This is a genomic window from Mesorhizobium sp. M0830 (assembly GCF_040319965.1).
GTDB lineage: Bacteria > Pseudomonadota > Alphaproteobacteria > Rhizobiales > Rhizobiaceae > Mesorhizobium.
The window spans coordinates 1-18,928 of record NZ_JAMYOR010000093.1 but is presented as its reverse complement, the minus strand read 5'-3'; the positions used below and the strand labels follow the sequence as shown (position 1 = coordinate 18,928).

20 protein-coding genes and 1 tRNA gene are annotated in these 18,928 nt (G+C 62.9%); 4 read left to right on the top strand and 17 right to left on the bottom strand.

Annotation, left to right across the window (positions count from 1 at the left end):
• Nucleotides 1-178: 178 nt before the first annotated feature.
• The 8 genes from NKI20_RS31695 to rsfS all read right to left on the bottom strand — a co-directional run bounded on the left by NKI20_RS31695 (nt 179) and on the right by rsfS (nt 8,397).
• The gene (locus NKI20_RS31695) at nt 179-1,435 is read right to left on the bottom strand and encodes a D-amino acid dehydrogenase (protein WP_352837826.1); all 1,257 of its coding nucleotides are present in this window, start codon (nt 1,433-1,435) and stop codon (nt 179-181) included.
• Nucleotides 1,436-1,524: 89 nt separating this feature from the next.
• Entirely contained in the window at nt 1,525-2,664 is a 1,140-nt protein-coding gene (gene alr / locus NKI20_RS31690) for an alanine racemase (protein WP_352837824.1), read from the bottom strand.
• Nucleotides 2,665-2,689: 25 nt separating this feature from the next.
• Nucleotides 2,690-3,214 carry an RNA pyrophosphohydrolase gene (locus tag NKI20_RS31685; protein ID WP_352837822.1) on the bottom strand — a complete coding sequence of 175 codons (525 nt, stop codon included), beginning with the start codon at nt 3,212-3,214 and terminating at the stop codon, nt 2,690-2,692.
• A 37-nt stretch (nt 3,215-3,251) separates the two neighbouring features.
• A complete protein-coding gene (locus NKI20_RS31680; RefSeq protein ID WP_352837820.1) occupies nt 3,252-4,433 on the bottom strand; it encodes a divergent polysaccharide deacetylase family protein in 1,182 nt (393 codons plus the stop codon).
• Nucleotides 4,434-4,627: 194 nt separating this feature from the next.
• Nucleotides 4,628-5,959: a S41 family peptidase gene (locus tag NKI20_RS31675; protein WP_023758587.1), complete on the bottom strand. Its 1,332-nt coding sequence runs from the start codon at nt 5,957-5,959 to the stop codon at nt 4,628-4,630.
• On the bottom strand, nt 5,960-7,300 hold the full coding sequence (locus NKI20_RS31670) for a murein hydrolase activator EnvC family protein (RefSeq protein ID WP_352837818.1): 1,341 nt from the start codon (nt 7,298-7,300) through the stop codon (nt 5,960-5,962).
• Nucleotides 7,301-7,480: 180 nt separating this feature from the next.
• Nucleotides 7,481-7,963, bottom strand: coding sequence for a 23S rRNA (pseudouridine(1915)-N(3))-methyltransferase RlmH (gene rlmH, locus NKI20_RS31665; RefSeq protein WP_023758585.1), 483 nt, complete (start codon nt 7,961-7,963; stop codon nt 7,481-7,483).
• 56 nt (nt 7,964-8,019) lie between these two features.
• Entirely contained in the window at nt 8,020-8,397 is a 378-nt protein-coding gene (gene rsfS / locus NKI20_RS31660; RefSeq protein ID WP_023758584.1) for a ribosome silencing factor, read from the bottom strand.
• 241 nt (nt 8,398-8,638) lie between these two features.
• Here rsfS and NKI20_RS31655 point away from each other — a divergent pair, with 241 nt between their 5' ends.
• Nucleotides 8,639-9,490: a mechanosensitive ion channel family protein gene (locus NKI20_RS31655; protein WP_352605504.1), complete on the top strand. Its 852-nt coding sequence runs from the start codon at nt 8,639-8,641 to the stop codon at nt 9,488-9,490.
• 73 nt (nt 9,491-9,563) lie between these two features.
• Here the strand turns inward: NKI20_RS31655 and NKI20_RS31650 are convergent, their stop codons facing one another.
• The 4 genes from NKI20_RS31650 to obgE form a co-directional block, all read right to left on the bottom strand.
• A complete protein-coding gene (locus NKI20_RS31650) occupies nt 9,564-10,151 on the bottom strand; it encodes a nicotinate-nucleotide adenylyltransferase (RefSeq protein ID WP_352837828.1) in 588 nt (195 codons plus the stop codon).
• Nucleotides 10,152-10,402: 251 nt separating this feature from the next.
• Entirely contained in the window at nt 10,403-11,689 is a 1,287-nt protein-coding gene (locus NKI20_RS31645) for a glutamate-5-semialdehyde dehydrogenase (RefSeq protein ID WP_352837815.1), read from the bottom strand.
• Nucleotides 11,690-11,691: 2 nt separating this feature from the next.
• On the bottom strand, nt 11,692-12,864 hold the full coding sequence (gene proB / locus NKI20_RS31640; protein WP_352837813.1) for a glutamate 5-kinase: 1,173 nt from the start codon (nt 12,862-12,864) through the stop codon (nt 11,692-11,694).
• Nucleotides 12,865-12,867: 3 nt separating this feature from the next.
• Nucleotides 12,868-13,899: a GTPase ObgE gene (gene obgE / locus NKI20_RS31635; protein ID WP_352837811.1), complete on the bottom strand. Its 1,032-nt coding sequence runs from the start codon at nt 13,897-13,899 to the stop codon at nt 12,868-12,870.
• 134 nt (nt 13,900-14,033) lie between these two features.
• On the opposite strand from obgE, the gene NKI20_RS31630 reads away from it, so the two are divergent.
• Nucleotides 14,034-14,903, top strand: coding sequence for an endonuclease/exonuclease/phosphatase family protein (locus tag NKI20_RS31630; RefSeq protein WP_352837810.1), 870 nt, complete (start codon nt 14,034-14,036; stop codon nt 14,901-14,903).
• 178 nt (nt 14,904-15,081) lie between these two features.
• Here the strand turns inward: NKI20_RS31630 and NKI20_RS31625 are convergent, their stop codons facing one another.
• The 3 genes from NKI20_RS31625 to NKI20_RS31615 form a co-directional block, all read right to left on the bottom strand.
• Complete coding sequence (locus tag NKI20_RS31625; protein WP_023758577.1) at nt 15,082-15,669, bottom strand: GNAT family N-acetyltransferase; 588 nt, start codon at nt 15,667-15,669, stop codon at nt 15,082-15,084.
• A 118-nt stretch (nt 15,670-15,787) separates the two neighbouring features.
• A complete protein-coding gene (gene rpmA / locus NKI20_RS31620) occupies nt 15,788-16,057 on the bottom strand; it encodes a 50S ribosomal protein L27 (RefSeq protein ID WP_015315190.1) in 270 nt (89 codons plus the stop codon).
• Nucleotides 16,058-16,155: 98 nt separating this feature from the next.
• Complete coding sequence (locus NKI20_RS31615; RefSeq protein ID WP_023758576.1) at nt 16,156-16,839, bottom strand: 50S ribosomal protein L21; 684 nt, start codon at nt 16,837-16,839, stop codon at nt 16,156-16,158.
• A gap of 400 nt (nt 16,840-17,239) precedes the next feature.
• Between NKI20_RS31615 and NKI20_RS31610 the strand changes: the two genes are divergently transcribed.
• A tRNA-Ser gene (locus NKI20_RS31610) sits at nt 17,240-17,329 on the top strand.
• Nucleotides 17,330-17,406: 77 nt separating this feature from the next.
• Here NKI20_RS31610 and NKI20_RS31605 read toward each other — a convergent pair.
• Nucleotides 17,407-17,898 (bottom strand): M48 family metallopeptidase, encoded by a 492-nt coding sequence (locus NKI20_RS31605; protein WP_352837809.1) that lies wholly within the window; start codon nt 17,896-17,898, stop codon nt 17,407-17,409.
• Between NKI20_RS31605 and NKI20_RS31600 the strand changes: the two genes are divergently transcribed.
• Complete coding sequence (locus NKI20_RS31600; protein WP_198032209.1) at nt 17,878-18,321, top strand: DUF4145 domain-containing protein; 444 nt, start codon at nt 17,878-17,880, stop codon at nt 18,319-18,321. The genes NKI20_RS31605 and NKI20_RS31600 overlap by 21 nt on opposite strands.
• 98 nt (nt 18,322-18,419) lie before the next feature.
• Here the strand turns inward: NKI20_RS31600 and NKI20_RS31595 are convergent, their stop codons facing one another.
• Nucleotides 18,420-18,764 (bottom strand): hypothetical protein, encoded by a 345-nt coding sequence (locus NKI20_RS31595; RefSeq protein ID WP_352837807.1) that lies wholly within the window; start codon nt 18,762-18,764, stop codon nt 18,420-18,422.
• Nucleotides 18,765-18,928: the final 164 nt, after the last annotated feature.

Below are 18,928 nucleotides of genomic sequence, written 5' to 3'. Positions count from 1 at the left end.
TGCTCAAGGTAAGTCTTTGTCGCAGAAGCATTTTCCTTGATTCGGAGCCCCGATGCACTTCAACTGTGTGAGATATCCGGGCTAGGGCCGGTCGAGCATGAACGAAGCACCACACGCCCAACCTTGTCTGCCAATGGCGCCCATTCGACGAAAACTGGGTCCGGCAGTCGTTGATCTTCTATCGCAGATAACGCTCCTGCGCGAGGTCGCGGACATCGATGTCCGGCACCCGACTCGAGATGATGTCGGCCAGCACCTTGCCCGAGCCGCAGGCCATGGTCCAGCCGAGCGTGCCGTGGCCGGTGTTGAGATAGAGATTGGACAACTCGGTGCGGCCGATCAACGGCGGACCGTCCGGCGTCATCGGCCGCAGCCCGCACCAGAAGGTCGCGTCCCGCATCGCGCCGGCGCCCGGAAAGAGATCGCCGACCGAGTGCTCCAGCGTGCGGCGGCGCGATTCGTGCAGCCTGAGGTCGAAGCCGGAAATCTCGGCCGTACCGCCGACCCGGATGCGGTCACCAAGCCTGGTGATCGCGACCTTGTAGGTTTCGTCCATCACCGTCGACACCGGTGCCGCGGCGGCATCCTTGATCGGCACTGTGATCGAATAGCCCTTGACCGGATAGACCGGGATCGGCCGCTTCACCCGGCGCATGAAACCCGCCGAATAGCTGCCCATCGCCATCACATAGGCGTCGGCGGATTTCCAGCCCTTGCTGGTGCTGAGATTGGCGATGCGGTTTCGGCTGCGGATGACACGCCAGATCGTCACGTCGTATTCGAACTTGACGCCACGCGCCACGCAAAGCTCGGCCAGCCTGTCGGTGAACATCTTGCAGTCGCCGGTCTCGTCGTGCGGTAGCCTGAGGCCGCCGACGAACTTTTCGCGCACCCCGGCCAGACCAGGTTCGGCCGCGATGCAGCCGTCCTGGTCCAGGATCTCGTAAGGCACGCCATATTTCTTCAGCACCTCGACATCGCCGCCGGTGCCGTCGAGCTGTTTTTGCGTGCGAAACAGCTGCAGCGTGCCTTGGGTCCTCTCGTCATAGGCGAGGCCGGTCGCTTCGCGCAGCGCCTTCAGCGTGTCGCGGCTGTATTCGGCCAGCGGCACCATGCGCGCCTTGTTGATCGCGTATCGTTCGGCGGTGCAGTTGCGCAGCATCTTGATCAGCCAGGTCCACATATGCGGATCGAAGACCGGCCGCACCACCAGCGGGCCATGCTTCATCAGCAGCCATTTGATCGCTTTCAGCGGAACGCCGGGTCCGGCCCAGGGCGAGGCGTAGCCGGGCGATATCTCACCGGCATTGGCGAAGCTGGTTTCCAGCGCCGGGCCTTTCTGGCGGTCGAGAACCGTCACCTCGTGGCCGGCTTCGGCGAGAAAAAACGCCGTGGTCACCCCTATGACGCCACCGCCCAGCACCATGATCTTCATCGTACAACACTCCACGGCGACGCCCAAACCGGTGCCATCTTCTGTCTGCCGGATTCTGTGACGCCCGCCAAGAGGCTACACGCCAAGCGTTAGCTATTGAGGTATCGCCGATGAAAGCGCGGGCCGAGGCTGGTCAGTATCTCGTAGCCGATGGTGCCGGCATGGCCGGCAGCGTCGTCGACGCTTTGCGAGGGACCGAGCAGTTCGACGAGATCACCCTCGCGTAGCCTGCCGGACGGCAGAGCGGAGATGTCGAGAACGATCGAATCCATCGATACCCGCCCGAGGAAGGGCAGGCGCGCGCCATCGAACCAGGCCGCGGACGCAGCGCGCCGGTGCCAGCCATCGGCATAGCCCAGCGAGATCGTCGCGGCAGCAAGCGGAGCCGTCGTTTGGAACATGTGGCCGTAGCCGATACCGACGCCGGCCTCCAGCAGGCGTGTCTGGACGACCTTGGCCTCCAGCCGCACCACGGGCAGCATTGGGTTCGGCCTGCCCGGTGTCGGATTGATGCCGTAGAGCGCGGCGCCAGGGCGCGCGAGATCGTAGTGGAAGCGTTGTCCCAAGAAGATGCCGGACGAATTGGCGAGCGAGGCCGGCGCCTTCGGCAACAGTGCGCGCAGCCGCTCGAATGCCAGCCGCTGTCGCTCATTGGCCGGCTGCTCCGGCTCGTCGGCGCAGGCCAGATGGCTCATCACGAAACGGATGTCGATGCCGTCGAAGGCATGCGGATCGGCGGCAACGTGCTCCACATCCACGGGCGCCATGCCGAGCCGCGACATGCCGCTGTCAACCTGGATCGCGGCCGGGAGTTTTCGGCCGGCGCGGCGAGCCGCCGCACGCCAGGCCGCCAATTGCCCCACGCTGTTGACGACGGCGCTAAGCTCTGCCGCCACTGCATCAGCCTCGGCTCCGGGCGGAATGCCGTTCAGCACGAAGATGGCAGGGCCCGGCCCAATTGAGCGGCGCAAGGTGACGCCTTCCCCCAGAAGCGCGACGAAGAAGTTGTCGCAGCCTTCGCGCAGCAGCGCCGCCGCGACCTGGCTCGCGCCTAGGCCATAGCCGTCAGCCTTGAGCACACCGGCACAGCCAACATCGCCCAAACGCGCTTTCAGCCGCCGGTAGTTTTCACGGATCGCGACGAGATCGATGGTGAGGACAGCCCCAGCCGCCGCTTCGCTTATGGCGGTGACCTCTTGGGGCAGCGACCTTTGGGGGGCGTCGTTCATGGCATTCAACCCAGCTCCCTACTCCCTACTCTTGCACCAGATGCCGGAACGCCGCCACCACGCCCTCATAGACATGGCGCTTGAACGGCACGATCAGGTCGGGCAGGTCCCGCATCGGCCGCCATGCCCATTTGTCGAATTCGGCGGTATGGCCGCCCGGTGGTGGGTTTATCTGGATCTCGCTGGTATCGCCATGGAAGCGGAAGGCGAACCATTTCTGCGTCTGCCCGCGATATCGGCCCTTGAAGGCAATGCCGACGAGATGGTTCGGCAAATCATAGTTGATCCAGTCCGGCGCCTCGGCCAGCAACGAAACGCTGCGCATGCCGGTCTCTTCATAGAGCTCGCGCTCGGCCGCCTGCAACGGCTCCTCGCCCTTGTCGATGCCGCCTTGCGGCATCTGCCAAAGCTGCGTCGTGCCGGCAAATTCGCTGTCCGGTTCCGCAATGCGGTGCCCGACCCAGACCAGGCCTTCGGCATTGAGGATCATCAGCCCGACGCAGGGACGATACGGCAGCGTTTCGCGGTCGATTCTTTCTGTCTTTGCCATCAATCAGTCTTTCGGTCGTCGTCCACGCAGGACGTCGCTAGCCTTTTTGCGGGTCAATCGCCACCGCTGAAATCGGCACGATCTCGATGCCGCGCTTCTTGGCCTCGGTGACCCAGGACGACACCGTGTCGACCGTCAGGTCGAAGGCCGAGCCGATGCCGACGGCAGTACCTTTGGCCCGCGCGGTCGCTTCGAGACTGTCCAGTTTCTTCAGGATTTCGCCGCGATCCTGCACCGCATCGATCGCCATGTCGCCGGAGACGAAGGGTACGCCGTCCTTCAACGCCAGGTCGGGTGCCAGGCTGCGCACCGACGAACCGTCATCGATATAGGCGAGGCCGCGTTTGCCGAGTTCGGTCATGAACGGTTCCATCGCCGCCGCATCGGCGGAGAAGCGCGCGCCCATATAGTTCATGACGCCGGTGTAGTTGGTCGTCCGCGACAGCGCCCAGTGCAGGTTCTTCAAATTCTCGTCTGCGCTTGCCGCCACCGTCAGCGTGTTGCGGCCGGGATTGATGTTGGGATAGTCGAACGGTTCGAGCGGCACCTGCATGACGATCTCGTGGCCGCTTTGCCGGGCCGCCTGCATCCAGCGGCCGATGCTGTTGCCTTGCGGCGCGAAGGCCAGCGTGACTTCCGCCGGCAGCTTGGCGATGGCCGCCTGGGTGCCTGTCTGCGAAACCGCGAGCCCGCCGATGACGATCGCCACCCGCGCGCCGCGCCCGCCCGACCAGGGCCGCGCATAGACATCGAACGGTCGCCGGCCATCGGTGGCGCGCGCAGGCAAAGGCCCGGTTTCGCTGGCTTCGATCAGCGCCTTGTCGGGAATATGTGCGATCTTCAGGTTCTGGCCGATGGTCGACGGGTCGTGAATGACGATCGCCGCCTTGGGCGGGCCTTCGCCCTCTTCCGTCTGAACATGGATGATCTGCGGCCCGCCTGTCTTTGCCGGCGTGTCCGGCTTTGGCGTCGCCACCGGGGCCAGTGCGGCCGGCACGGCAGCGGGTTCGGCCACCGCTGCTACTTTCGGCGTCGAAACGGCAACCTCTTGCGGCCTTCGAAACGGCTTTTCCCTGAGCGCGATCGCGCCGGAGAGGCCGACCACAGCCAGCGCGGCCAAGGCCGCCAAGATCGTGCCGCCGCTGACCTTGCCGGCGGCGCGCGGCGACCGGGCAGCCTGTCCAAGCGGGCGTTCGATGTCCTTGCCTATGTCAGCCAAGCCTAATCCCCGGGAGCATGGCTTCGAAGACGAAAGCGTTTCGAAAAGACATGCGCGAATTCATAATCCTGGCGCACCCCTGTCGCCGTGTTGGGGCTTTGCCTTGCCCCCGAATCAAACTGCCGGAACCTTTCGGTCCCGGCAGCATCGCATTGCTTCCATCGGGCAGCCAGACCTGTTGTCGGCAGCACCGCTTACTGGTTGAGAACGGCCTTCTGCGGATTGGGCGGGAAGGACGGATCGGTCTTCTGGCCGCGCAGCAGCTGCTCGGCATAGATGAGCTGCAGATCGTCCTTCGGATCCGGCGGCACATAGGCCGCCGAGCCCGAACCGGTCTTGCTCTCGTCGGCGCCCTTGATATGGCCCTTGAGATCGGATTCGCCGCGCGTCAGGTCCCTGCCCTGCAGTTCCGGCGGCAGCGGCTGATCGACCTTGATGTCGGGCGTAATGCCCTTGCCTTGGATCGATTTGCCGGACGGCGTGTAATAGAGCGCCGTCGTCAGCCTGAGTGCGCCATTCTCGCCGAGCGGAATGATCGTCTGCACCGAACCCTTGCCGAAGGACTGCGTGCCGACCACCGTGACACGGCGCAGGTCCTGCAACGCACCAGCGACGATTTCCGACGCGCTTGCCGAACCGCCATTGACCAGGACGATCATCGGCTTGCCGTTGATGTCGTCGACCTGCTTGGGCTTGGCGTCGAAGCGAGTGACGTCCTTGGGATCACGACCGCGCGTCGAGACGATCTCGCCACGGTTGAGGAAAGCATCGGACACGCTCACCGCCTGGTCGAGCAGACCACCCGGATTGAGGCGGAGATCGAGAACGTAACCCTTGAGCTTGTTGTCCGGCACCTGCTTCTTGATCGTGTCGATGGCGTTCTCGAGGTCGTCATACGTCTTTTCGGTGAAGGAGGTGATCTTCATGTAGCCGATGTCGTTTTCGACCCGGAACTTGACCGCCTTGACCTTGATGATGTCGCGCACGACCGTCAGTTCGATCGGCTTGTCGGCGCCCTGGCGCAGGATGGTGAGCTTGATCGGCGTGTTGACCAGGCCGCGCATCTTGTCGACTGCGTCGTTGAGGGTCAGACCGCGAACCTCTTCGCCGTCGATCTTGGCAATGTAGTCGCCGGCCAGCACGCCTGCCTTGGCGGCCGGTGTGTCGTCGATCGGCGTGATCACCTTGACCAGATCGTTCTCCATGGTGACCTCGATGCCGAGGCCGCCGAACTCGCCCTTGGTCTGGACGCGCATATCCTGCGCCTGCTCGGCGTTCATGTAGGAGGAGTGCGGGTCAAGCGAGGCGAGCATGCCGTTGATGGCGTTCTCGACCAGCGACTTATCGTCGGGCGGCGTCACATACTGTGCCCGCACCCGCTCGAAGATGTCGCCGAAGATCGCCAATTGCTTGTAGGTCTCCGACCCTGCAGCGTTCGCCGCCGAGCCGGGCGTACCATAAACAAGGCTCATCGCGGACGCGCCCATCAGCGCACCGGCAAACAGAAGCGACAGTTTCCGCATTATTCACGTCCTTCCAGATAAACGGTCCGCCCACCATGGGGCCGGATCGACGGGTTTTCCATCCTTGCGAAACTCAACATAGAGCTCCGGCGTGGCATTTCCATTCTTCGAAACCGAGGTGCTCGCCACCCTGGCTTCTCCCATCGCGCCGATCGGCTCTCCTGCGAGCACTGATTGACCGGTCGCGACGCTGATTCTGCTCATCCCCGCCAAAACGACATGATAGCCGTCGCCTGCGTTAAGGATCAAGAGTTGACCATAAGAGCGAAACGGCCCCGCATAAAGCACATTTCCATCCGCCGGCGCGGTAACGATGGCTCCCGATTGTGTCGCAACCATGTCGCCAAGCATCATCGCGCCGTTACCGTCATCGGTGCCGAATCGCCTTTGGATGCGGCCGGTCACCGGCAGCGCGATCTGTCCCTGCAACGCTGAAAAAGGCGCCGCGGCGGCAAGCCGGTTGCCTTCCGGCACCGGCAGCGACGCCGGTTCCGCCGGCGTTGACGTCTTGTCGGCGTCCGCCGTCTTCTGCTCGGCGGCCTTTGCCGCATCGGCAGCCTTGCGGGTCTTGTCGGCCTGCTGCGCTTCGAGCGACGCGATCAATTCCTTCAAGCTGCCGGCCTTGGCCGCCAGCGCCTCGGATCGCTGCTTTTCAGCCGCCATTTGCGTTTGCGTGTCGGCTTCGAGCTTCTGCTTGGCTTCCAGCAGCATGCCAAGTCGCTTCTTTTCCGCCACCTGGTCGCCGACCGCCGCCGTCAGCCGCGCTCGCTCCGCCTCGATCGAAGCGGTGACCTTGGTCTGCTCCTTGAGATCGGCCAACAGGCCATCGGTCCGCTGACGCAGTTCCGGCACCACGGCGCCAAGCAGGATGGCGCTGCGCACCGACGACAGCGCGTCCTCCGGTTTGACCAGGATCGCCGGCGGTGGGTTCAGCCCCATGCGCTGCAGCGCGCCCAGCACTTCGGCCAACACGTCGCGCCGAGACGCAAGCGAGACGCGGATCTTCTGCTCCTGACCCTTCAGCCCTTCCAGCCTTGCGCCTATGTCCTCTATGTCCTGGCCGAGCTTCTGCTCGGTCATCGCCGACTGGATCAGGGCTGCAGTGATCGAAGCGTGATCCTTCTTGATGGTCGCGATGTCGGCGGAGAGCTTGGCCAATCGTTCCGACGACAGCGTGATCTCCTTCGATACCCGTTCGTATTCGGCGCGGCTCTGGTCAGGATCGGGAGCCATGTCGAGCGTGTTCTCGGCCCGTCCCGCATGCAGCGACAAGACAAGCGCCGCCGCCGCGATGCCGCAACGCGCGCGCCATGAGCCCGTTCTCGATTTCCAGCCTTCAGACATTCGGTGTCGACTCTATCTGCGGCTTCGTTAACGAACCATCAACCATGTTTGAAAGGGTCCGTTTCCGAATGCATGCCGCCCAAAGTGGTCAGATCTCGGAATGCGAAATGCAAAATACCAAAAGCCAGTCTTGCACGGCATTGGGGCGGAAATCCGGGTGAGTCGCGCCAACCCACCGGTTTACGAGCGATGATACGGATGTCCCGAAAGGATGGTTGCCACCCGATATAGCTGCTCTCCCAGCATCACCCGCACCAATTGATGCGGCCAGGTCAGCAATCCGAACGACATCACCAATTCGGCCTGATCGCGCAGCGACTGGTCGTGGCCGTCGGCGCCGCCGATGGCGATGATCAGCGCCTTGCGGCCACCGTCACGCAGCAGGCCGAGGCGGCCGGCGAAATCTTCCGAGGAAAAGCTCTTGCCGCGTTCGTCGAGCAAGATCAGTGCGGTGCCGGGCTGCAACTGCGTCTGCAGCTTTTGGCCTTCCTCGCGCCGCCGCTCGTTGGCGGTCTGACCGCGACCTTCGGCGATCTCGGCAATGCCGGCGAATTCAAGTCCCACCGCCGGGCCGCTCTTGGCGAAGCGCTCGAAATAGCGATCGGCGAGCAACTTCTCGGGGCCGGCTTTCATCCGGCCCACGGCATGAACTGATATCTTCATCCTTGCCCCTATAAGCCGCTGATGCATGCGATGACATGCATCAAAACAAAGACGGCTTAGTGGAGGGTCTCTTCCTCGAGATCCGGCGCCTGCCACATCTTTTCAAGATTGTAGAATTCGCGGACCTCGGGGCGGAAGACATGAACGATGATGTCGCCCGAATCGATCAGGACCCAGTCGGCACCTGCCAAACCCTCGACGCGCGCCATGCCGAGCCCGGCATCCTTGAGCGCTTTGAGAAGATGATCGGCGACAGCCGAGACATGACGGTGCGATCGGCCCGAAGCGACGACCATGTAGTCGCCCAGACTCGATTTTCCCTGGATGTCGATGGAGACAATGTTTTCGGCCTTGGAGTCTTCCAGACTGGCAAGGACTGTCTTGATGGCACGGGACACGGCGTCGTCTACGCTGATCCTGGCCGGCGAAGGCATGATATCGGCCTTCTTCCGCAGTGCTGTTCTCAGTGTATTTCCTTTCGCAGCAAGAACAACCAAATCACCCTTAAAAGCAGGTGACGCCACTTAGATAGGCAGAGTTCCCTTACAGTTTCAAGACGCGACCTGCCTGGCACGAACGTATTCTCGGTCCTGTGGTTCCGCCGCACGCCGGAAAAGATCGGAACCCTCGCTTCCCGCACGGGTTATCGGCTGACCGACCAACCGGATTCTCAACATGCCGATCGACCCGCAAAACACACTTGCCGCCGTCCAGACCGGCCTCGCGCAACTGAGCACGCTGATCGTTTCATACTCATTCTCGGCCATCGGCGCCGTCATCCTTTTGGTTGTCGGCTACATCATCGCTGGGCTTGCCGAACGTTCGATCTTCGCCGGCCTCGGCCATATCCATGGATTCGACCAAACGCTGCGGCATTTCTTCTCCAAGATCGTCCGCTATGCCATCCTGATCCTCGTCACCATCATGGTGCTTGGCCAATTCGGCGTGCAGACGGCGTCGATCATCGCCGCTATCGGCGCCATCGGCCTGGCCATCGGCCTGGCGTTGCAAGGCACGCTGCAGAACATCGCCGCCGGCATCATGCTTCTGGCACTGCGGCCGTTCCGCATCGGCGAATCCGTCGAGGTCGGTTCGATTGCCGGCACGATCGAGGAGATCGGCCTGTTCGCGACCAAGCTCAGGACCGCCGAAGGCGTCTATATCCTGGCGCCCAATTCGACGCTGTGGAATCAGCCAGTGCGCAACTTCACCCGCAATGGTGTGCGTCGCAGCGACATCACACTCTCCATCGGCTCCTGGAACGACATCGACCGCGCCCAGAAGACCTTGCTCGCCATTGCCGGCTCCGACCGGCGGGTGAAGCGTGACCCGGCGCCGATCGCTTTCGTCGCGACATTGGGCGACAGCACCGTGTCGATTGCCTTGCGCTACTGGACATCTTCGGCGGACTTCTTCGCCACCCAAACCGACCTCACCAAGCGTGCCAAGCAGCAATTCGATTCGGAAGGCATATCGATTCCGCGGCCGCCACCGGAAGCGCCGGCGCCGGAGGCCCGCCGGCAATGATCGGCTGCCTGCTCAGGATTGCCCATGAAACGGGCAAAGGGAGCGATAAGAGCGACATGACAGGGTGTGCGACTCATCCCTTCGCCAGCTTGCGGATCGCGCTCGACGATAGCGACGAACGCGGGCCGTGAATGAAGGTCCAGGCCGGCGCCTTCATGCGGGCAAGCCTCGGCGCATCCCCTTCGTCGACGCGGGCGTAGTCGAAGGTCTTGGCGACGACAGACGACAGGAATGACAGCGTCGCGCCCGGGCGGTCGACGACGGCGATCGGGAAGGTCATGACGATCTCGCGCCAGCGCTGCCAGCGATGGAAATCGCGCAAACTATCCGCACCCATGATCCAGACGAAGTCGACGCCCGGATTGCGCGCCTTGACCAGCGCCAGCGCGTCGGCGGTGTAGCGCACATGATGCGCCGCCTCGAAAGCGGTGACCTTGATCTTGGGGTTCTTGGCGATCTGCTCGGACAGTTGCAGCCGTTCGCTGAGCGGCGCCAGCTCGCCCGTGCTCTTCAGCGGGTTGCCGGGCGTCACCATCCACCAGAGCTGGTCGAGCGCCAGGCGCCGGAGCGCAATCTCGGCAACCAGCGCGTGGCCCGCATGCGGCGGATTGAACGAGCCGCCGAACAGGCCGACGGCCAGCCCTTTTTCGGCATGCGGCATTTTGAGATAGTGGGAGGGGATTGCGGGTGGGGAAGGAGATAGCATTGCGCTAGGCGCCCCCCTCTGTCCTGCCGGACATCTCCCCCTCAAGGGGGGAGATTGGTAGCTTCATTGGCAGTGCGAATTCTGCATCGACGGCGACTAGCGAAGCGAGAAATGTCAGCCGATCTCCCCCCTTGAGGGGGAGATGTCCGGCAGGACAGAGGGGGGTAGACGCGCGCAACCGCCTCAAGCTCTATCGATGAAAGACGTCAAGGCCTCACCTGTCCGGATCCGCGCACGCGGTATTTGAACGAGGTCAGCTGCTCGACGCCGACCGGTCCGCGCGCGTGCATCTTGCCGGTGGCGATACCGATCTCGGCGCCCATGCCGAACTCGCCGCCGTCGGCGAACTGCGTCGAGGCGTTGTGCAGCAGGATCGCCGAATCGATCTCGTTGAAGAACCGCTCTACCGCCTGCGCATCCTCGGCGACGATCGCCTCGGTGTGATGTGAGGAGAACGTCTCGATGTGTTCGACCGCACCATCGATCCCGTCGACCAGCTTCACCGCGATGATGGCGTCGAGATATTCGGTCACCCAGTCGAGGTCAGTGGCAGGCTTGGCATCGGAGAATATCTTCAGCACTTCGGCATCGGCATGGATTTCGCAGCCGGCGGCGCGAAGTGCGTCGAGGATCGGTACCAGATGCGTGGAGGCAACTGCGCGGTCGATCAGCAGCGTTTCGGCGGCGCCGCAAACGCCGGTGCGCCGCATCTTCGCATTGACGGCAATCCGCACCGCCATGTCGAGCTTGGCCGAGCGGTCGATGTAGAGATGGCAGATGCCTTCGAGATGCGCGAAGACCGGCACCCGGGCCTCGTTCTGCACCCGCCCGACAAGGCTTTTGCCGCCGCGCGGGATGATGACGTCGAGTGTACCGCTCAAGCCCTTCAGCATCTCGCCGACAGCAGCGCGGTCAGTGGTCGGCACCAGTTGGATGGCGTCTTCCGGCAAGCCGGCTTTCCTCAGCCCTTCGACCAGGCAGGCATGGATGGCGGCCGAAGAATTCAGCGAATCCGAGCCGCCGCGCAGAATCACCGGATTGCCGGCCTTGAGACACAGTGCACCGGCATCCGCCGTGACGTTCGGCCGGCTCTCGTAGATGACGCCGATGACGCCGAGCGGCGTGCGCACGCGCTCGATATGCAGGCCGTTCGGCCGGTCCCATTGCGCGACCACGTCGCCGACCGGATCGCGCAGAGCAGCGATCTCCCTCATGCCTTCTGCCATGGCTAGAATGCGCGCCGGATTGAGCTTCAGCCGGTCCATGAAGGAGCCAGAAAGCCCGGATTCCCGACCATTCGAGACGTCGATGGCGTTGGCGTCGAGAATCTCCTGCTGACGAGCGACGATCGCATCGGCCATGGCGAGGAGTGCGGCGTTCTTGGCGGCGGTCGTGGCAATCGCCAGCGGTCGGGCGGCAGCGCGGGCGCGGCGGCCGATATCGGCCATCAGCGCGACGGTGTCATCCCCGGATTTTTCATGCAGCTTCAGCATGCTCATCCTCCGCTTACATCGCCACCGGCCAGCACTTGGTTACTGGCTCCTACTTGGTCGCTTGAATGGCTCACCACAAGGTCGTCTCGATGGATCATCGCGGACCGCGCTTCGTAGCCGAGCACGGTTTCGATCTCGGCCGTCTTCAGCCCAGCGATCCTTACGGCATCGCCGGCATCATAGGCAACCAGCCCGCGCGCGATCTCGCGGCCTTCGGGAGACAGGATCGCCACCGTGTCGCCGCGCGAGAAATTGCCGCTGACCAGCTTGACGCCGGCCGGCAGCAGCGACTTGCCCGACAGAAGCGCGCCAATGGCGCCGGCATCGACCGTCAGCCGGCCGGCCGGTTCGAGCTGGCCGGCGATCCAGGTCTTGTAGCCCTTGACCGGGTTGCTGCTCGGCCGGAAGAAGGTGGCGCGCTCGCCGCGTTCGATCGCCATCAGCGGCGACAGCCGCGTGCCAGACGTGATGATCATTGCCGTGCCGGCGGCGGTGGCGATCTTGCCGGCATCGAGCTTCGTCCGCATGCCGCCGCGCGACAGCTCTGAAGCAGCAGCCCCCGCCATCGCTTCGATGTCCGATGTGATCCGATCGACCACCGGAATGAACTTTGCATGGGGATCGCGCGCCGGCGGCGCCGTGTAAAGCCCGTCAATGTCGGAAAGCAGCACCAAAAGATCGGCGCCCATCATGGTGGCGACGCGAGCCGCCAGCCGGTCATTGTCGCCATAGCGGATTTCGGAGGTGGCCACCGTGTCGTTCTCGTTGATGACCGGCACCGCCTTCATCTTGAGCAGCGTCGAGATCGTCGCCCGCGCGTTGAGATAGCGGCGGCGTTCCTCGGTGTCGCCGAGCGTCAGCAGGATCTGGCCCGATTTCAGATTGCCCTTGCCAAGCGCATCCGACCAGGCGCCGGCCAGAGCGATCTGCCCCACCGCTGCCGCGGCCTGGCTTTCCTCGAGCTTCAGGGCACGTTTGCCGAGGCCAAGGATGGTGCGGCCAAGTGCGATGGCGCCGGAGGAAACGACGAGGATTTCTGCGCCGCCTTGGGCCAGCAAGGCAATATCGTCGGCGAGCGAGGCCAGCCAGTCGCGCTTCAGGCCCATCGTACGGTCGACGAGCAGCGCCGAGCCGATCTTGACGGTGATGCGCCGATATTTTTTCAGCGACTGCATGACCTATTTTTCCCAGCGCGTCTCGATTGGCGCGGCGATCCGCTCACGCGCCTCGGCCACCACCGACATCAGCGCCCGCAGCACCGCCTCGACCCCTTCGCCGGTAACCGCCGACAACAGCATCGGCGCGCGGCCGGCGGCGCGCTTCAGCGAGGCCAGCTTCTTCTTGCGTGCCTCGGCGTCGAGCGTGTCGACCTGGGAAAGCGCGACGATCTCGATCTTGTCTGCCAGGCCATGGCCATAGGCCTCGAGTTCGGCGCGCACGGTCTTGTAGGCCTTGCCGGGATCTTCCTCCTGGGCCGAGACCAGATGCAGCAGCACGCGCGTGCGCTCGACATGGCCGAGGAAGCGGTCGCCGATGCCGACGCCCTCATGCGCCCCTTCGATGAGGCCTGGAATGTCGGCGATGACGAACTCGCGCGCATCGATGCGGGCAACGCCAAGACCGGGATGCAGCGTCGTGAACGGATAGTCGGCGATCTTCGGCTTGGCCGCGGTGACGGCGGCGAGGAATGTCGACTTGCCGGCATTCGGCAGCCCGACCAGCCCGGCATCGGCGATCAGCTTCAGCCGCAGCCAAATGTTGAGCTCTTCGCCCGGCAGGCCGGGATTGGCGCGGCGCGGCGCCTGGTTGGTCGAGGTCTTGAAATGCTGGTTGCCGAAACCGCCATTGCCGCCCTTGGCAAGCAGAAAGCGCTGGCCGACCACGGTCAGATCGCAGATCAGCGTCTCGTTATCTTCCTCGAACACCTGCGTTCCGGCCGGCACTTTCAGCGTGACGTCGGCACCCTTGGCACCGGTCATGTTGCGGCCCATGCCATGGACGCCGGTCTTGGCCTTGAAATGCTGCTGGTAGCGATAGTCGATCAGCGTGTTCAGCCCGTCGACCGCCTCCACCCAGACATCGCCGCCACGGCCGCCATCGCCGCCGTCCGGCCCGCCGAACTCGATGAATTTTTCGCGCCGGAACGACACCGAACCGGCGCCGCCGTCACCGGAGCGTATGTAGACTTTGGCTTGATCGAGAAATTTCATGGGATTTCGCAGTTTCTACTAGTGGCTTTGCGGCATTGCTCTAAACCTTGGGCCTTGCTCTAAACCAAGGCGGGGCGAAGGGCGAGGCCGTTTTATGACAATGGCCGGGCGGGATCGGCCGGAGAGACGTTGGAATGAAGCTTGTAACGTACAACATCCAGTACGGCATCGGTCTCGACGGGCAGTACGAACTCGGCCGCATCGCTGACGCCGTGCGCGGCGCCGATGTGATCGCTCTGCAGGAGGTGACCCGCAACAACCCCAGGAACGGCGGCCGCGACATGGTCGCCGAGATCGGCGAGGCGCTGCCCGATTATTTCGCCGTCTATGGCAGCAATTTCGAGGCCAATATCGGGTCGCGCGTCGAGAACGGTCGCGCTATCACCAAGACCTTCCAGCTCGGCAATATGATGCTGTCGAAGACGCCAATTCATCTGTCGCGCAACCTGCTTTTGCCGCGCAGCCGCAGCTTCGAGATGATGAACTTCCAGCGTGGGGCGCTGGAAGCGCTGATCGAGACGCCGCTGGGTTTCATCCGCTTCTATTCCATCCATCTCGATCACCGCAGCCCGGTCGAACGCGCCAGGCAGATCCAGTTCCTGCGCCGGCGCCTGCTGAACTATGCACTCGAAGGCGGCGCTCTGTCCGGCGTCGCAGAGATCGGCCTGCCGGAATTGCCGCATCCCGAAGCCTTTGTCGGCATGGGCGATTTCAACATGCTGGCCGGCTCGCCCGAATATGTCGAACTCGCCGGCCGGCCCGACCACGAATTCGGCATGCCGCTGACCGCCGACTTCGCCGTCGATGCCGCCTTGCGCCTGAACGCCGGCGCCGACGATCTCGTCAGCTGGGTCGACCCCAAACAACCCACTGACCCCAACCGCCACAAGCGCATCGACTACATCTTCACCAGCGCTTCGCTCGCCAAATCCCTCAAGCGCCTGTGGGTCGATCGAAAGGCCGTCGGCTCGGACCATCTGCCGGTGTGGGTCGAACTGGGCTGACTAAAGTTCGACCCCCATTGGTCTCGCGCCGTACCCGATGTGTGTCGAGATTCAGGTCAGGCCGAGCCGAGAATAGTGGCTTCCGAGAACCGGAGCGGAGCGTACTTCTCGTACGCGAGCACCGGAAGCGCAGGAAGCCGCTATTCGCAGGCCGGTCTCACCTGAATATCGGCACACATCAAAAATGCACCCAGTTCCGCAGGCTGGTCCAGGTCTTCCTGTCGAGCCGGTAGCGCTCGACCGGCACCTGGCCGGCGACGATCGAGTTCAGCATGCCCTGGCCAGCATACTGGAACCCGCACTTGTGGATGACGCGGCGCGATGCCGGATTGATCACCCGCGTCGAGGCATGCAGCACCTGGATCGACGTCCTCTGGAAGGCGAGGTCGACCAGCGCATGCGCTGCTTCGGTCGCATAGCCCTTCTTCCAATAGGGCTCGCCGATCCAGTAGCCGAGTTCCAGTCCGCGATCGGTGGTGTTGAGACCCGCGCAACCGACGAACGTGTCGGTGCCGGCCAGAGTCAAGGCATAGGCGATGCCGGCCCGGCGCGACTTGGTCATGGCGAGGAAGGCGCGCGCCTCGGCCTCGCCATAAGGGTGCGGCATGCGGGCCAGCATTTCGGCGACATGACGGTTGTCGGCAAGCTCGACCAACTGCGCGATGTCGCCTTCGTGCGGCGCCCGCATCACCAGTCGCTCGGTGACCAGCACCGGGCAGTCTATCGCGTAACTTTCGTCTTCTGAGTCTTCCGCTTCGGCAACCATTTGAAGTCCTCCAGGCACAAGAAAAAAGGGAGATGGAAACCCATCTCCCCTGATCCTTTTCCTGGCTTTGCCAGACACCGGTCCCGAGATGGGCGCCGGTGTTCTAGTGCGGAACCGGCTACTCCGCGGCTTTGGTAATCGGGTTGACCGATACGTAGGTTCGGCCGTTGGCTTTTTTGTTGAACGTCACGGCGCCGGTCTCGAGCGCAAAAAGCGTGTGGTCAGTACCCATGCCGACATTGACGCCGGGATGCCACGTGGTGCCGCGTTGACGAATGATGATGTTGCCCGGGATGACGGCTTCGCCGCCGAACTTCTTCACGCCCAGACGCTTGGAATGCGAGTCGCGACCGTTGCGCGACGAGCCGCCAGCTTTCTTGTGTGCCATCTAACTAACTCCGTTGCGCCGCAAGGCGCCTAAAAGGCGTTATGAACGCGTTCGCGTTCCGTTTCAAGTCCGATCCGGCGAGCTAATCGCCAGAAAAATCACTTCGCCGCCAATTCCTTGGCCTGCTCGCGCCAGTCCTTGATCTGGTCGGCGCTGAAGGGCATGTGCTCGTCGATCTTGGCGACATCCTTGTCGGTCAGCTTGGCGAGCTGGGCGAAGGTGATGATGCCCTGCTCGGCGAGATCCTTGGCTGCGACCGGGCCGATGCCCTTGATCACGGTCAGATCGTCCGGCTCGCCCTTCGGCGCCTTGAACAGCGGTGCCGCCGCGGTCTCGGCTGCCTTTGTCTCGGCTGCCTTGGCCTTGGGCTCCTTCTTCGACGCGGCTTCCGCCTTCGCTTCCGTGGCTGCCTCTGCCTTGGCTTCCTTCTTCGGCGCCTTGACCGCTGCCGTCTTGGTCGGCTTGGCGCCACCCAGCAGGATCTCGGAGATCCGCACGGTGGTCAGAAGCTGGCGATGGCCGATCTTGCGGCGCGAATTCTGCCGGCGGCGCTTCTTGAAGGCGATGACGGTGCGGTTCTTGCCCTGCTCTACGACTTCGGCGGTAACCACCGCGCCATCGACGAACGGCGCGCCGAACGTGACATTTTCGCCCTCGCCATGCGCGAGAACATGGCCGATCTCGACCATATCGCCGACCGCGGCTTCGACTTTTTCGATCTTCAGGAGATCGTTGGCGGCAACGCGATACTGCTTGCCACCCGTTTTAATGACTGCGAACATTTTTTGCCTTTCGCTGTTCGGTCGGCCTTGATGAACCGCCTCTGGCGGTTCGGCCGTCTTTTTGTCAGTCTGCGGGTTCAAAAAACAAGCGGCGCGGAAGAACCCTCCACGCCGATTGCGCGCTGTCCCTAACCGAAGGTTGAGTGCGAGTCAAGGCAGACAGCCGCCTCGTTTGCCGAGACTGTCGTTGGCGGGCACGGACCGGCCGTGCCCGAAGGACCGCGCACGTTACCATCGCCTGCAGGCGAGGATGACGGAAATCCGTGTGGGCTCGCCCGCAAACGCCAGTGTTAATCCGCCGCTTGTCTGGCAAGCCAAATAACTCACGGATTTGGCCTTGTAACCTGCCCGTTCAGCCGTTATCTAGTGCGCCGCGCCGGCAACGGCCGACCATGACCGCGGAGAGGTGGCAGAGTGGTCGAATGCACCGCACTCGAAATGCGGCATGGGTGCAAGCCCATCGGGGGTTCGAATCCCTCCCTCTCCGCCATATAGACAAGCTAAGAATTTGGTCTTATTGAGCTTTTTGGAAGGCTCGCTCGACAGCCTGCACCTTTGGCTGCACCTTTAAACCATGGTTGGACGTCGTTTTCGATGCCAACCATTGGCGTCCAGCCATGCCTTGGATGCCTCGAAGTCAGGCGCAATCGTTCGCAGGAAATCCCAGAACGGAGGACCGTGCGAGCGATGCCGGAGATGGGCAACTTCGTGGGCGATGACGTACTCCAGCACCTTCTTCGGAGCGAAAACGAGATGCCAGTTGATGAGGATGTTACCCTCAGCGCCGCATGATCCCCAGCCGTTTGCGAAATCGGCGACGCGGATCGAGCGAGGAGCAAGTCCGAACCTGCTGCTGTAGTCTGCGGCAATCTCCTTCACATCACGCCGAACGCGCCGTTTGAGCCACAGCTTGAGTTCGCGGGCGACGAGTTTGTCGGCGTCGCCGCCTGCCCACGGCGGAAGATCGACTAGGAAGCCGTTGCGGAAAGTCAGATCTCGTATTGGCCTGCGCCGTCGAAAAGGCCCAAACCGGAATGGTTGGGTGATTTCGGTGTGCACATTGGAAACGCAGATCAACTGGAGCAGGCTATCAGCGAAGTCTATGGGGCTCTCGACGCTGACCTTCCCATTCTAGCGGCAATCGGCATGCGTACATGCTTTGATGTGGCTGCAATCCTCCTCGGGATCGGCGGCGACCTGTCTTTCAGCAAAAAATTGGACGAGTTGGTTCAGCGCAAGAAGATCGGCGGCCTCGATAAGGACCGTTTAGCACTGTTGGTGGATGCCGGTAGCGCGTCAGTGCATCGCGGATGGAAACCAAAGCCCAAAGAACTGGAAACCTTGGCAGAAATCTTGGAACACTTTGTGTTTGAGGCGTTTGTAGCACCATCTCGCCGCAGCCGCCTTGATGCGGAAGCGAAAAAGCTCGAAGGGAACGTGCCGTCTCGGAAGGGCAAGAAAGCTGAAGGCGATCCATTGTGATCGCAGCTTCAGCACAACGTCGCTGCGAACGAGCCAAAAAGCTCCGAACTCAAAGTCCGCGCACGCCTTTCGTGGGACCATGCAGCCAGCACCCCACATCAACAGGACAGCATCGAGTGCAGGATAGCCTGAACGTGTTCTTCCAGATCGAGTTCGCCGCGAGCCTCGACGGTGAGCAGATATTTCGCCTTGGTCCGACGGTCATCTCGGCTGATCACAAGATATGAGCAGACGCCCAGGAGCGCCCCCTGCTCGATCTTATCGGCCCGCGAGCGCTGGTCCCTGCTGCTTCCCATTCGATGAACACGGTGGAAATCGGCATAGGCCGCCTGATGTGCCGCGATCAGAGCCTGTAGCTTCGGCGATGTATTTTCGCCAGCGGGGTCGACGGCAACCGCTGCGCCGGTAAGCGCGAGAAGAGTACGGCGGGTAATCGCGGGCATGGATTACGTCCTCCTCGCTACCGATCATGCTGGACCATAGCACCACCGTGGAAGGGCGCAGAGATGGGCGGATGCTGTCCGATGTATTTTCGCCAGCGGGGTCGACGGCAACCGCTGCGCCGGTAAGCGCGAGAAGAGTACGGCGGGTAATCGCGGGCATGGAT